This is a genomic window from Mesorhizobium sp. 2RAF45 (genome assembly GCF_052115225.1).
In the GTDB taxonomy this organism is placed as follows: Bacteria; Pseudomonadota; Alphaproteobacteria; order Rhizobiales; family Rhizobiaceae; genus Mesorhizobium; species Mesorhizobium jarvisii.
Window position 1 is genome coordinate 324,583 of sequence record NZ_JBFRGG010000003.1, and the last position, 13,282, is coordinate 337,864.

General features: G+C 64.2%; 16 protein-coding genes. 7 read left to right on the forward strand and 9 right to left on the reverse strand.

From position 1 onward, the window contains the following. Window positions 1–124: 124 nt before the first annotated feature. Entirely contained in the window at window positions 125–502 is a 378-nt protein-coding gene (locus AB4Z43_RS11020; RefSeq protein WP_027047623.1) for a hypothetical protein, read from the forward strand. A gap of 114 nt (window positions 503–616) precedes the next feature. Continuing rightward, window positions 617–1,111: a hypothetical protein gene (locus tag AB4Z43_RS11025; protein ID WP_441937399.1), complete on the forward strand. Its 495-nt coding sequence runs from the start codon at window positions 617–619 to the stop codon at window positions 1,109–1,111. An 80-nt stretch (window positions 1,112–1,191) separates the two neighbouring features. Here the strand turns inward: AB4Z43_RS11025 and AB4Z43_RS11030 are convergent, their stop codons facing one another. From AB4Z43_RS11030 to AB4Z43_RS11050, 5 genes are read right to left on the reverse strand one after another with little or no spacing between them, the layout of a single operon-like run. Further along, window positions 1,192–1,497: an urease subunit beta gene (locus AB4Z43_RS11030; protein ID WP_038651327.1), complete on the reverse strand. Its 306-nt coding sequence runs from the start codon at window positions 1,495–1,497 to the stop codon at window positions 1,192–1,194. Between the two features lie 6 nt (window positions 1,498–1,503). After that, complete coding sequence (locus AB4Z43_RS11035; protein ID WP_441937401.1) at window positions 1,504–2,091, reverse strand: HupE/UreJ family protein; 588 nt, start codon at window positions 2,089–2,091, stop codon at window positions 1,504–1,506. 30 nt (window positions 2,092–2,121) lie between these two features. Next, window positions 2,122–2,376, reverse strand: coding sequence for a DUF1272 domain-containing protein (locus AB4Z43_RS11040; protein WP_019862539.1), 255 nt, complete (start codon window positions 2,374–2,376; stop codon window positions 2,122–2,124). A gap of 10 nt (window positions 2,377–2,386) precedes the next feature. Then, window positions 2,387–2,689 carry an urease subunit gamma gene (locus AB4Z43_RS11045; protein WP_019862540.1) on the reverse strand — a complete coding sequence of 101 codons (303 nt, stop codon included), beginning with the start codon at window positions 2,687–2,689 and terminating at the stop codon, window positions 2,387–2,389. Between the two features lie 13 nt (window positions 2,690–2,702). Further along, on the reverse strand, window positions 2,703–3,545 hold the full coding sequence (locus AB4Z43_RS11050; protein WP_202361095.1) for an urease accessory protein UreD: 843 nt from the start codon (window positions 3,543–3,545) through the stop codon (window positions 2,703–2,705). A gap of 202 nt (window positions 3,546–3,747) precedes the next feature. On the opposite strand from AB4Z43_RS11050, the gene AB4Z43_RS11055 reads away from it, so the two are divergent. The 3 genes from AB4Z43_RS11055 to AB4Z43_RS11065 all read left to right on the forward strand — a co-directional run bounded on the left by AB4Z43_RS11055 (window position 3,748) and on the right by AB4Z43_RS11065 (window position 6,106). Continuing rightward, complete coding sequence (locus AB4Z43_RS11055; RefSeq protein WP_019862542.1) at window positions 3,748–4,002, forward strand: acyl carrier protein; 255 nt, start codon at window positions 3,748–3,750, stop codon at window positions 4,000–4,002. 4 nt (window positions 4,003–4,006) lie between these two features. Continuing rightward, on the forward strand, window positions 4,007–5,215 hold the full coding sequence (locus AB4Z43_RS11060) for a beta-ketoacyl-[acyl-carrier-protein] synthase family protein (RefSeq protein WP_019862543.1): 1,209 nt from the start codon (window positions 4,007–4,009) through the stop codon (window positions 5,213–5,215). Between the two features lie 186 nt (window positions 5,216–5,401). Continuing rightward, window positions 5,402–6,106, forward strand: a complete 705-nt coding sequence (locus AB4Z43_RS11065; RefSeq protein ID WP_019862544.1) for a glutathione S-transferase family protein — start codon at window positions 5,402–5,404, stop codon at window positions 6,104–6,106. Window positions 6,107–6,169: 63 nt separating this feature from the next. On the opposite strand, the gene AB4Z43_RS11070 is transcribed toward AB4Z43_RS11065, so the two are convergent. The 4 genes from AB4Z43_RS11070 to AB4Z43_RS11085 form a co-directional block, all read right to left on the reverse strand. Then, window positions 6,170–6,478, reverse strand: a complete 309-nt coding sequence (locus AB4Z43_RS11070; RefSeq protein ID WP_038651334.1) for a hypothetical protein — start codon at window positions 6,476–6,478, stop codon at window positions 6,170–6,172. Between the two features lie 93 nt (window positions 6,479–6,571). After that, window positions 6,572–7,183, reverse strand: coding sequence for a nucleoside triphosphate hydrolase (locus AB4Z43_RS11075; protein WP_027047624.1), 612 nt, complete (start codon window positions 7,181–7,183; stop codon window positions 6,572–6,574). Window positions 7,184–7,281: 98 nt separating this feature from the next. After that, window positions 7,282–8,376, reverse strand: a complete 1,095-nt coding sequence (locus AB4Z43_RS11080) for a hypothetical protein (protein ID WP_441937406.1) — start codon at window positions 8,374–8,376, stop codon at window positions 7,282–7,284. Window positions 8,377–8,710: 334 nt separating this feature from the next. After that, entirely contained in the window at window positions 8,711–10,525 is a 1,815-nt protein-coding gene (locus AB4Z43_RS11085) for a methyl-accepting chemotaxis protein (RefSeq protein ID WP_441937408.1), read from the reverse strand. A 533-nt stretch (window positions 10,526–11,058) separates the two neighbouring features. Between AB4Z43_RS11085 and AB4Z43_RS11090 the strand changes: the two genes are divergently transcribed. Further along, window positions 11,059–11,952 (forward strand): D-alanyl-D-alanine carboxypeptidase family protein, encoded by an 894-nt coding sequence (locus AB4Z43_RS11090; protein WP_441937410.1) that lies wholly within the window; start codon window positions 11,059–11,061, stop codon window positions 11,950–11,952. 291 nt (window positions 11,953–12,243) lie between these two features. Then, window positions 12,244–13,167: a DUF1003 domain-containing protein gene (locus AB4Z43_RS11095; protein ID WP_019862550.1), complete on the forward strand. Its 924-nt coding sequence runs from the start codon at window positions 12,244–12,246 to the stop codon at window positions 13,165–13,167. Window positions 13,168–13,282: the final 115 nt, after the last annotated feature.

Here is a 13,282-nt window from a genome sequence, read left to right on the forward strand (position 1 = left end):
ACATTGCCGCCATCCAATGGTCACGCAATGACCCGCTGGGCGACACCTTCTGATCCCATTTGGCGGTTGAGGTTGGCAGGTCACCCCAAAACGACCGTTTGCCAAATCGATGGAAGGAAAATCCATGCGCAAAACGATAATTCTTGCAGCCGCCGCCAGCCTGATGCTGGCCGGTGCCGCCAGTGCCCAGCAGCAGCCCGCTCCGGCCACGCCTGCCCCCAAGGCGACGACTCCCGCCCCCGGCGGTCAGCAGGCCGCGCCGGCGATCCAGAGCGTCAACATTGTCGACATCACCGAGCTGCCGAAGGACACCCAGACGCAGGTCAATCAGGTGATCGCCCAGCGCGGTGACGCCGGCCTGCAGAAACTGCGCAGCTCGATCGACGCCACCCCCAAGGTGAAGTCCGCCCTCCAGGCCAAGGGAATGACCTCGGCGCAGGTCGTCGCGGCCAGCATGGAGCCCAATGGCGCGCTGACCTTGATCACCAAGAAGGCCAGCTGACGGGTCGGCGCGGCGGGCCGGTATCCGGTCCGCCGGCCGTATTGCGAGGGGAACCGTGGCAGGGCTGGAGTCGTTTCGCTTGCTGATTGTTGAAACAAGCTGCGAAAGCGAACGATGACCTCCACCACCTTGCCCGATGCCCGATGGCTGCATGCCATTGCGGCGGCCGCGTTTATGGAAGCGAGCCTTCCCCAGGCCGCGCTGAATGCGCAAGGCCTTGAAAGCCCGGAGACCGTTGACCGCATCGTCGGCTCGCAAATTAGCGAGGAACAGGCCAAGACGACAGCTGAAATCGGAAAAGTCAGTTCGGCGATCGACCGCACGCGCGACAACATCGGCACGGTGCGCAAGACCTCCAAGCTCAACAAGGTCGATATCGTGTTCCTGACCGACGCGGCACGCAGCGAAGGCGGCCCGCCGCCGGTCATCGAGAACAAGGTCCGGCAGCATCAGGACGACGTCGCGGAACTGCGCAAGGAGATTGAGGCGAACGCCCTGCTCTTTAACGCCATCGATTCGCGGCGCGTGGCCGCGCAGGACGTCCTTGCCGTCGCGTTCGACGATCCCGGAAAGATCATCATCTATGCGGCCGCCAAACCGTCGGACTGAGCCGAAAGCACCATTTGCTTTCACGCTTGCCCAAACACCGTTCGCGGCCTTTGAAGGCCAAGCGCGAGACGCCACAGAATTCACAGCTTGCCCATCACCTTCTGCTGGAATCCATAGACCTCGCGCTTGCCACCGAGCGGCACCAGCGTGACATCGCGTTCCTGTCCCGGCTCGAAGCGCATGGCGGTGCCGGCGGCGATGTCGAGGCGCATGCCGCGGGTCTGTTCGCGGTCGAATTTCAGCCCTTCATTGGTTTCGAAGAAATGGTAGTGGCTGCCGACCTGGATGGGTCGGTCGCCGCTGTTGGCGACTTTCAGGGTGACGGTCGGCAGACCCTTGTTGAGCTCGATGTCGCCTGGGACGGGAATGATTTCGCCGGGGATCATCTGATGTCACACGACGCCGAAGGCGAGGCCGACGCCGATCGCCGCGCAGGCAGCACCGGCGACACGAGCCAGGCCACGGAACCTCATGCCAAGGCTCATTCCGGCGGCGATGCCGACGGCATGGAGCAGCACGGTGGCGACGGCAAAGCCGGCCACGTATTCGAGCCCGCCGGCGTTTTCCGGCACTTCGGTGCCATGAGCGTGGCCGTGGAAAAGCGCGAAAAGGCCGAGGATGGCGACGCCGGCCGAAACCGGCAGGTCGACCGCCAGCGCCACGAGCAGGCCAAGCGCCACCACGGAGGCCAGTATGCCTGGCTCGACGAAGGGCACCGGCACATGCGCCATGCCAAGGGCCGAGCCGGCAAGCATCACGCCGACAAAGGCCGCCGGCCATGCCCAGATCGCCCTGCCGCCCTTGAGCGCCGCCCCCAGGCCGACGGCGATCATCACAATCATATGATCAAGGCCGGATAAGGGATGCATGAAGCCGGCTGTGAAGGACGAGGTCGTGCCGATGCCGACATGGGCATAGGCCGGCATGGCGGCAGCGATGAGCAGGATCGCCGCGAGGCACAGGCGTTTGGCAGGGATCATTCTACATGCCTTTCGTTTGCGATGGTGCAGTCACGCGGCCTTGCGCGGGCCGCAGCCCTCGGCCTTAAGGACGCGTTTGGTCGACGCCGGGTATTTTTCCAGCTTCGCTGCCGGGCGGATCGGCCGGGTCGAAAAATTGCCGCCGCAATTGGGGCAGACGCCGTTCAGCACGTTTTCCACGCAATCGGCGCAGAAGGTGCATTCGAAAGTGCAGATCAATGCATCCGTCGCCTCAGGCGGCAGGTCCTTGTCGCAGCACTCGCAGTTTGGGCGCAGTTCGAGCATGTCGATCTCCTCACCTGATGGGCTCGTGCACGGTCACCAGCTTGGTGCCGTCGGGGAAGGTCGCTTCCACCTGCACGTCATGGATCATCTCGGCGATCCCTTCCATCACCTGCGTGCGGGTGACGACATGGGCGCCGGCCTCCATCAGTTCGGCGACCGGGCGGCCGTCGCGGGCGCCCTCGACGACGAAATCGGTGATCAGCGCGATCGCTTCCGGATGGTTCAGCTTGACGCCGCGCTCCAGCCGCTTGCGTGCCACGATCGCCGCCATGGCGATCAGCAGCTTGTCTTTTTCCCTCGGCGTCAGGTTCATGCGGTTTCCAGAATCACAGTGACCATAATTTGGGCAGCCCCGCCCTTCCGTTGAGCAGTCCGACGAGCGGAACCAGCCGCTGACGCAGTTGGTAGCCGTCCCCGGCGTAAAGCCTCGCAAGAAGCTTGCCAGATGCCTTCACGCTCCAGACGCTGGCGCCGCCCTGGTCGCCGATGATTTCCCGGACCGGGTCGAGCAGGGTCTCGGCCCGCTGCGACACCAGCAGCAGCGTCGCCACGGCGATCGCGCCGCCGGCGGCCGCCGGGCGTGCCAGGGCACCAGTGATATCGGGTCCAATACGGAAATCCTCGGCATGGATGAGGAAACCGTCCTGGCGAACCCGCCAGCGGTCACGGAAAATGCCTTGCGCGGCGCGTTCGCCCATGGCCAGGCGGCCGAAGACGGTGGCCTCCAGCACCAGCGCCTCGGCCCCCGCGGCAAGCTCGACATCCAATGTGCGGGCAAAGGCCGCCCGGTCGAAGACGATGGTCTCTTGCGGCAGCCAGGCGATGCGGCCGTTCTCGCCGACCGTCAGCTTGACCCGCACCTCGGCATGGTCGGATGCGGCGCGATACACCTTCTCGCAGGCCTGGGTCGTTATCGACGCCGAGGCTTCTGTGCCGACATCCACATCCCAGCCGATGCGGTCGCCGCCGGTCAATCCGCCGGCGGTGTTGATCAGCACTGCCTCCAGCGGGTCGGCCAAAACGGCCGGCAGCCTTATCTTGGCGGAACCGTCCTGATAAAGGCGTCGCAGCCGCGTGCGCCCGTCCGCGCTGGCGCAGCCCAGCTGGGCCAGACCCGCGGCGCGCTGGGCCAAAGGGGCCGAAAACTTGGTATGTTCGATCGTATCCACGCCGTCAGGTTAAGCACTGCGGCGGTTTTGTCGATATATAGCTTGTTGCTTGATGGCGTTTCCGTTTCTATAGAGGGAGCCACCTCGATACGGTCAGGCGATGCTTGACGGGGGTAGAAGGCGACGATCGCGGCCTGATATCGAGGATAAGAAGGCGCTGTTCAGTTGGCGTCGGGAAACGATAAAGTGGGGAAGAAACCGAATGGCTGACCAGCTGGCAACGGACATCATCGAAAAGATCAAGGCCCATGCCGAGCCGGGCGGTGAAGAAATCACCACCAGCACCGAATTGACGTCGCTCGGCATCCATTCGCTGGAGCTGACGGAGATCATCTTCGACCTCGAGGAGCAGTATGACATCGAGATCGAGATGAACACGGTCGATGCCTGGAGCAATCTGAAGAATGTTGGCGACATGGTCGAGGCCGTTCGCGCGCTGATCGCGAAAAAAGCCTGACCGAATGCTGAAACGCGTCGTCATTACCGGCATTGGCGGGCTGTGCGGACTAGGCGTCGATGCGCAGTCGATCTGGGCTGAAATGCGGGCCGGCCGTTCGGCCATCGGCCCCATCGACAATCCCTTCCTGCATGACCTGAAGGTCAAGACCGGCTGCGAGATCAAGGCGCTGCCCGATCACGGCATCGAGCGCAAGCAGCTTGTGTCGATGGACCGTTTCAGCCTGCTTGCGGTTATCGCTGCGAAGGAGGCGATGCAGCAGTCCGGCCTGGCCCCACATGCCGACAACACCTATCGCATGGGAACCATTGTCGGCGTCGGCGTCTGCGGCTTCGAGACCGTCGAGGAGAACTATCGCGCTATTCTGATTGAGGGCAAGAATCGCGCCGGCATATTCACCGTGCCCCGGGTCATGCCAGGTGCCGCCTCCGGCCAGGTCAGCATGCATCTTGGCCTGCGTGGACCGGTTTTCGGCGTCACGTCGGCCTGCTCGTCGGCCAACCACGCCATCGCCTCCGCGGTCGACCAGATCAGGCTCGGCCGTGCCGACGTGATGGTCGCCGGCGGCACCGATGCGCCGCTGGTCTGGGGCGTGCTCAAGGGCTGGGAGGCATTGCGCGTGCTATCGCCCGACACCTGCCGGCCGTTCTCGGCCGACCGCCAGGGTCTGGTGCTCGGCGAAGGCGCCGGCATGGCGGTTCTGGAAAGCTACGATCACGCCATGGCGCGTGGCGCCACCATCCTCGCCGAAATCGCCGGCGCCGGCCTTTCGGCCGATGCCTCCGACATCGTCGCCCCGACCATCGAGGGACCGGAAGCGGCGATGCGCTTCTGTCTCGCCGATGCCGGGCTCAATCCCGAGGACATCGATTATCTCAACGCGCACGGCACCGGCACCAAGGCCAACGACCAGATCGAGACCAACGCGATCAAGCGCGTCTTCGGCGAGCACGCGCGCTCGCTGTCGGTCTCCTCGACCAAGTCGATGCATGCCCATTGCCTCGGCGCTTCGGGCGGGCTGGAGATGATCGCCTGCGTCATGGCGATCCGCGAAGGCGTCGTGCCGCCGACCGCGAATTACCGTGAACCCGATCCCGATTGCGATCTCGACGTGACGCCCAATGTCGCGCGCGAGCGCAAGGTGCGCGCCGCGATCAGCAACGGTTTTGCTTTCGGCGGCACCAACGCGGTGCTGGCATTCAAGGCCATCTGATCTCGGCGGTCACCACCGCCCCAGGGCGGGGACACCATCCACCGCGTTCGATTCGGTGTCCAAGGATAAGGATGGCGAAACTGCCGCCGCCATATTGATCCTAGCGGGTCGCAGGCCTAGTTCTTGGGCCTACCCGCCAACACCGCGCACCTTGGCGCGCCAAATCCCCCGCTCAGGAGTTTCCCGATGGCCGACCTGTCCGCCTTTCCGATCACCATCCGTTGGCCGGCCAAACATCCCGACCAGATCCAGCTCTATTCGGCAACGACGCCGAACGGCGTGAAGATATCGATCGCGCTGGAAGAGCTCGGCCTGCCCTATGAGCCGCATCTGATCAACATCAGCAAGGACGAAAGCTGGACGCCGGAATTCCTGTCGCTCAACCCCAATGGCAAGATCCCGGCGATCATCGATCCCAACGGCCCGGACGGCAAGCCGATCGGCCTTTTTGAATCCGGCGCCATCCTGCTCTATCTCGCCGACAAGACCGGCCTGCTCGTCCCGGCGGACGCAGCGCGGCGCTACGAGACGATCCAGTGGGTCTTCTTCCAGATGGCTTCCATCGGGCCGATCTTCGGCCAGGTCGGCTTCTTCCACAAATTCGCCGGCCGCGAGATCGCCGACAAGCGTCCGCTGGAACGTTACCGCGACGAATCGCGGCGGTTGCTTGGCGTGCTCGATGGCAGGCTGAAGGGCCGCAAATGGATCATGGGCAATGACTACACCATCGCCGACATCTCGCTGCTCGGCTGGGTGCGCAATTTGATCGGCTTCTATGAAGCGCGCGACCTCGTCGGTTTCGATGATTTCGCCAATGTGGCGGCATGGCTGGAGCGCGGCCTGGCCCGGCCGGCGGTCCAGAAGGGCCTGACCATTCCGGCAAAGGACTAGTGCGGCCTGTCGCTGCAAGGCGACGGCCTTGGCCCAATACACACGGTCGGGCGGAGCAGCCTGCTACTTCGCCTTGGCCTTCGAGCCGCCCCTGCCGATAACCGAGGCCGCCAGCGAGACGGCGCCGCGCGCGGTAGCGACCACCGCGCCGGCGGCAACATTAGCCGCCGTCCTGACGGCACCGGCCTTTGCCGGCGCCGGTTTGCGCGGGCTGGCGGTCTTTGCGACCGGTACGACTTTTCGCGGTGCGGCCTTGCCGAAAGCGGCCTTGGCGTCTTTCGAGCGTTCTGCAATCGCGGGGCCAGCACCGGCTTTCGCTTGAGTTGCCTTCGCAGGCCTCGTCTTGGCTGGTTTTTTTGCCTTGGTGGCCATTGGAAAATCCCTTACGCCGGACAAATGGGTTGTAAGGCATAACGGCGCGAAACTCTTAAGGTTCCCGCCAAGAAATACCGAAAATTAAGCGTGTTAACCAATGATCAGGTCGGCGGCCCGGCGCCGGGCCAGCACGCGTTCGATGTTGGGCATGTCGTTGGAGGCGATCCAGGCGCGCGCCTCCTCGTCGGAACGGCCATGGCCGTGCCAGCGTTCCATCAGGCGTCGCTCGAGTTCATTGCGCGGCACGTCGACGAAGATCGAGAAATCGAACAGCGGCGCCAGCCGCGCCCACGGTTCCTCGTCGAGCAGCAGGTAATTGCCTTCGACCAGGATGAACTTGGTCTCGGTGCCGACGATAGCCGCGGCGGCGCGCGACAATTCCATGCTGCGGTCGAAGACGGGAATGGCGATGTCGGGTTCGCCGGCCCGGATGCGCTTCATCAGGGTCTCGAAGCCGGCAAAGTCGAAGGTTTCCGGCGCGCCCTTGCGCGCCCGCATGCCGCGCGCGTTGAGCACGATGTCGTCATAGTGGAAGCCGTCCATCGGCACGACTTCCACCGCCCCTTCCGGCAAAAGGTCATGCAGGCCGGCCGACAGCGTGGACTTGCCGGAGCCTGGCGGTCCGGCGATGGCGACGATGAAGCGTTTTGCCTTGCCGGCACGTTTGAAGATGGTGGCGGCTAGGTGGGCGATTTCGGACATGGGAGCCTCACTTGCCTGGATGATCGGCGAAACATTACGCCGCATTTTGGCGGCAGTCGGCGGAAATTTCAAACCCTGCGCTCAGGGCATACCTCGCCTCAGGCGGCCGCAGGCTGGCCGATGCGCAGGAACGCGCTGTCGAACGGCACGTCGGACGTCGAGCCGCCGGTCGCAAGCCGCATCCGGCCGTCGGCCGTGGTGATCTCTCGCGGCGGGGTGCCGCCGGACAGGGCGCCGATGACATGGCGGAACGAAAAGCTCCGGCCTTCGCCGAGCGCAAAGGCGGTCGCCACGCCTTCGCGTTTCAGCCAGTTGTCGCCGATGGAAGCGGCATGGCCTATCGCCGTGCGGCCGTCCTCTATGCCGAGCACGCCGAGATGGCGGCCGCTCCACGGCGCATAGTCGCGCCCGCCATTGCTCAGCCACAGCATGGTAACAGGCAGCTCCGCGGGGTTCTTCAGCACCAGCACCAGGTCCTCCTCGGCCTGGCGTGCCAGTGCCGTCCAGCCCGGCCCGGCATGGTCGGCTTCGACCAGGGTGATGAAATCCTCGCGCCTGTCCTCCATGCGGTATTGCGTCAGGTCGAGCGTGCCGCCGCCGGCGGCGGGAAACTGGCCGAGCTCGGCCGAACGCGCCGGATAGGCCAGCATGAAGCGGCCGCGCGCGGGATCCGGCTCCAGCGGATCGGCCAGCGTCGCGGCAAAGCGCTTCGGCGAAAAGGCTAGCCGTCCGCCGCCTTTCATCACCGTCATCGGGTGGTGGGCGACGGAAATCGCGCCGGAGCCGCCGGAAAACACATGTTCCTGGTAGAGGAAGGGATGGCCGTCGATGAGCGTAAAAATCTTGTCGACGCTGGCGCCCATGACCTCGTGCCGCAGCCGGAAGACAGCGCGCCAGCCGTCGTCCGTGGCACTGCTTTCGGTGACATCCCAGGCACTGTTGGCCGTCCAGCCATGCAGCGGCGCCTCCTCGACATCGCTGCGCGAAAACGGCGCGCAGAGGAAATCGCCGGACAGCCGGACCGTGCCTTGCGGCAGGTCCTTCGGTAGCGTCTCGTTTGCGTCGACCCAGGGCGCGCGGTGCAGCGGCTTCAGCTGGCGTCCGTCGCTTTCGACGGTCATGTCGGCGATGTGGCCGACGGTGAGGTCGAGCGAAACCGAAATACCTTTGGCCTTGATCGTGATCGTATCCATAGCGCTCTCACCCGAATCTGACGGGCGCAAACAGAACCTGTAGGCGCTGATTGCGCAAGCACTGCGTAAGGCATTTTGCATCAGGCACAATGGAAGCCGTCGGCGCTGCCCTCATCCGCCTGCCGGCACCTTCTCCCCGTATAGTGACGGGGAGAAGGAACTGGCCGCACGCTGGAGCTTTCTCTGCAACGCTGATGATTGGCGAAACCGTTGACGACAGCGCCCTCTCCCCGTCTCTACACGGGGAGAGGATGCCGGCAGGCAGGTGAGGGGCGGCGCAAACGAGAAGACGAGGGCCAAACTGAAGCCATCGCCATGACCAGCGCTCTCAGGCCTACTGCCGCTTGTACTCCCTGACCGGCGATTTCGTCCCGTCGGTGTAGGTCACCTGCACGGACATCGATTTCACGCTGTCGGCGACCTTGAAATAGCCCTTGGCGTCGTAGGGGATGGCGTAGGGGTCCTTCTTGTCGCAAGGCGGGATCTCGAGCGACTTGTCGAGCGCGGCGCCGTTCAGGCTGTAACGCACCTCCTTGATGGCGCAGCGGTAGGACAGCATCTGGGTGAAATAGACCAGGCCGTGATTGCCGCCGGAATCGAAGGCGATCCACGACGTCCAGAACTGGTCGAGGATCTGTTTGTCGCCTTGCTGCAGCGCGGCGTCCGGATCGAAGCCTATGTCGAACGGGCCGGTCTCGCGGCCCCTTATGTCGAGATATTTTATCGCGATCGTGGTCGCCGCCGTGCTGTCGGGCAACTCGAAGCTTGGATTGGCCATCGGCTTGCCGGTGGTCTGGTCCTTCATCGCCAGGAAGCCGGTGTCGGTGAACGGGCCGGCGGTGCCCAGACGCCAGGAGATCGCGGTCGCCGGCTCGGGCAGCGAAATGGTCATCGACCAGCCCTGGTTGGAGCGCATCGGCGTCAACGAAGGCGCAAAGCGCGCCGGATCGAGCACGTCGCCAAGGGCTGCCAGCCGGCTGCGGCTGCGGTCCAGCCAGTCGGCCAACTGCGTCTGGTCGACGAAATATTTGAGCAGCCCGCCATCCTTCTCGTAGGACACGAACTTGGTCAGCGCCTGGGCTTCGCTGCGCTTGTCGGCCAGCGTCTGGCTGCCGAGGCGGTCTTCCGAAAACTCCTGCGCCTTGAGGAAATAAGCCGGCGCGTAGTCGGGATTGGCCGTGACGAAGGCGTCGAGCTTGTCCAGCCGCTGCGCGTCCTCAAACTGCAATATATGCACCAGCTTGATCGACAGCGCCTTGCCCTTGTCGGCCAGCTGCCCGAACACTTCGCGCGCGCCCGCCTTGCCGTCCTGCACCCGAAGCAGCGTGGCAAAACGCGTATAAGGGTCGATGGCGTCGACATCGAAGCCGGCAAAGGCGAGGTAGGAGCGCCTTGCGTTGAGCATGTCGCCCGACAATTCGTAGACGCGGGCATTGTGGTAGAACTCGTCCGGCCGCTTCGGCTCGGCGATCGCCCCGCCTTGCGCCGAAAGCTGCGCAAACCCCTTGGCGATGGTGTCGATCGAGGCGGCGATCTGCTCGGTGGTGGCCTGCAGCTTTTCGGCCTGGACCTGCTGCTGTTGCTGGCCGGCGGCGAGCGTGTCGGTGGTCTGCTTGACCGCCTCGACGGTCTTTTGCGTCTGCGCGCCCTGCTGCGTCTGCTGCTGCTGCGCGGACGCGATCTGGTCCGTCTTCTGCGCCACCGTGTCGGTCGATTTCTTGACCTCTTCGACGGTCTTCTGCGTCTGCGTCACCGTCTGCTCGATCTTGGCCACCTTTTCGGAGACGATGCCCATCGACTGCTGCAGCTGCGCGATCGCCGGCACCAGGCCGGCGATGACGCCGTTCTGCGAATTGGTTTCCTTCTGCACGGCAAAGACGCCGCCGGCGACCGCCGCCGCACTGGTGGCGAACAACAGCGCCGGCAGCGCCTTGGCCGCCAGCACGAGCCTGAGCACAATGGCAATGGCGATGATGGCCGCGGCAATCGACGCGACCAGCGTGATATAGGCGGCGAACGGCGCCAGCGGATTGAGCACGTCGCCAACGGCGCCGCTGATGAAAGCCACGCTGCCGGCCCATTTGCCGGTGCGGCTGAGCGATGCCTTGATAAGCGAGGGCGCTGCGCCCCCGGCCCCGATATTCGTCATGCCACCCCCCAAGCCAGCCAATGCCACGCCCCTTCCCACAGGAAACGCGGCTCTGGCAAGGAAAGACACAGAAACAGGCGTTTTCGGGGCGGATAAATCCTCAAGTTCCTCGCCCTCACTACCGTGCAACGGCATGCACACATTTCCAAGAGCCTGGTCTTTGGCGATAGCCTGCATGGCAGCGCTGGTCGACCCCCACTCCGTCTCGGCTTCGACGGGGTAGAGGAAAGGCGCCAGGCTTTTTCGCCGGCAAGGCTCGTGCAGCAATGCTCCCTTCTTTTCCCTCCGGAGGGGGGAAAGGTGGCGCTGCGAAGCAGCGACGGATTGGGGGAGCCACGTGGCAATCAAGCCTTGCGTCGATCAGTCACGCCAGTCACAGAAGATGTGTGCATAGCGTAGCGCAAAGCGGGGAAGAGGAACCAGGTCGAGCTCGACAATCCTGGGGCTAACCGCCATTAACCAAATGGACGCATCCAGCGCGTTACGTTAGCTTCGCCTTATCTCAGCAACAGCATCGCCAGAACAGTCCGCCCTTGTCCAAATTGCGTCCTTTCCCGCTTCTCCAGAGAGTTCTCGTCGCCCTTGGCCTGTTGCTGATGGTGGCCGGCTGCTCGACCACGACCCCGCCGGACCAGGTGCTGTCCGTGCCCGCGCCGCCGCAGAAATATGCGGCCATCGTCGTCGACGTCAGGACCGGCAAGCAGATATTCGAGGTCAACTCGACGGCGCAGCGCTATCCGGCCTCGCTGACCAAGATGATGACGCTCTATCTCCTGTTCGAGGCGATGGAGTCCGGCCGCGTGACCAAGGAAACGCAGATCCCCGTCTCCGACCACGCCGCCTCGCAGCCACCGACCAAGATGCGTTTCCGGCGCGGCGAAACCATCGACGTCGATTCGGCCATCCGCGCCATCGTCGTCAAATCCGCCAATGACGTGGCGGTGGCGGTCGGCGAATATTTCGGCGGCTCGGAGGACCAGTTCGCCGCCATGATGACATCCAAGGCGCGCTCGCTCGGCATGACCAGCACCACCTTCCGCAACGCCTCAGGCCTGCCCGACGACGGCCAGATGACCACCGCGCGTGACATGGCGGTGCTCGGCATGGCGCTGCGCCAGCGCTTCCCCCAGCATTTCCACTATTTCTCCGAAAGCGATTTCATGTTCCGCGGCAGGCTGGTGCGCGGCCACAACGACATGCTCGGCCGCGTGCGCGGCGTCGACGGCATCAAGACCGGCTACATCAGGGCCTCCGGCTTCAACATCGTCACCTCCTACAATGCCGACGGCCGCCAGCTGATCGTGGTGGTGATGGGCGCCGACTCGGCCCGCCAGCGCAACGACCATGTCGAGGCGCTGATCCAGCGCAGCCTGTCGCCGACCACGGCCGACGCCAACACCAGGCTGATGTTCGCCGAACAGCAATAGCAAGGGCGGAACCGCTTCACTTCGTCATCCAGGGATCTTCGCGACGCCGCTTCGCGGCTGCTCCGCCCGTGGATGACGAAGTCGGGGTGGCCTCGGCTAATCTCCAGGGTCTCAGATGGCGCGCCGCTATGAACCCCTGAACCGCCCCCAAAAACCCGCAGCCGGCTATTGTTATCCTGTTGTCATGCAATCGTCGGAAGCCATGGCATAGGCAGCGCAAACCGACAGTGGATATGCGCCGTCACCTCGGCGTATCCTCAAACCAGCAGCGCCACAGCAGGAGCCCGCACCATGAGCACTGTCCCAAAGGCATCCGAGCAGCAGGCGGCGGACACTGAGAACGACAGCGGCGGCGAATATTTCGAGGCGCCGATCACGCCGGAAGACCTGCACGAGGTTTCGGACGAGCATTTCGACACGCCCGAAGTGCCGGACTCAGAACCCACCGGCCTAGGAACGTCGCGCATAAAGCCGAAGAAGAAGCCGTCGGCGATCTCGGGCCGCAAATTCCACAAGCGCGACCTGGTGCGCATCGACACGCTGCGCCCGAGCCTGGCCGACCGCATCCGCTCCGACCATCCGGACCTGCCCCGGGGCGCCCGCATCAGCCGCGAGGAGCTCGGCCGCTACCGCATGCGCTATATGGAAGAGCTGCTGCAGCAGGAGCACGGCGAATTCTCCGAGCTCGACCGCCAGGTGGTGGAATCGATCGCCAGACAGGACACGATTTCCGAGAACTCGGAAGAAGAATTCGAGGAGCACCGCACCTTCCCCGACCGCGTCTCGGACAATATGGCCGCCTTTGGCGGCAGCTGGTGGTTCCTGATCTCGTTTGCCGCCGTGCTCTTGGTCTGGATCGGCGTCAATTTGTTCGAGGGGTTGAACGGCGCCTTCGACCCCTATCCCTTCATCCTGCTCAACCTCTTGCTTTCCTGCATCGCCGCCATCCAGGCGCCCATCATCATGATGAGCCAGAAGCGCCAGGAGGTGAAAGACCGCCTGCGCTCCTTCAACGAATACCGCGTCAACCTCAAGGCCGAGCTCGAAGTTCGCCATCTGCACGAAAAGCTCGACTACCTCATCTCCCGCCAATGGACGCGCCTGGCCGAAATGCAGCAGATGCAGCTCGACGCGATGAACGAGCTTGCGGGTACCAAGAAGGTGAAGCGGGCCGTGCGCGGGCGGCGGGTGGTGAAGAGTGAGGCGGGGGAGTGACGCTTGGGTTCCTCGCCCCCACGAATGTGGGGGGTCCGAAGGACGGGCGAGACCCGTGGCTCGCCCCGGCAGGGTGGCTCGGCGAAGCCGAGACGGAGAGGTGAGCGCTATATCC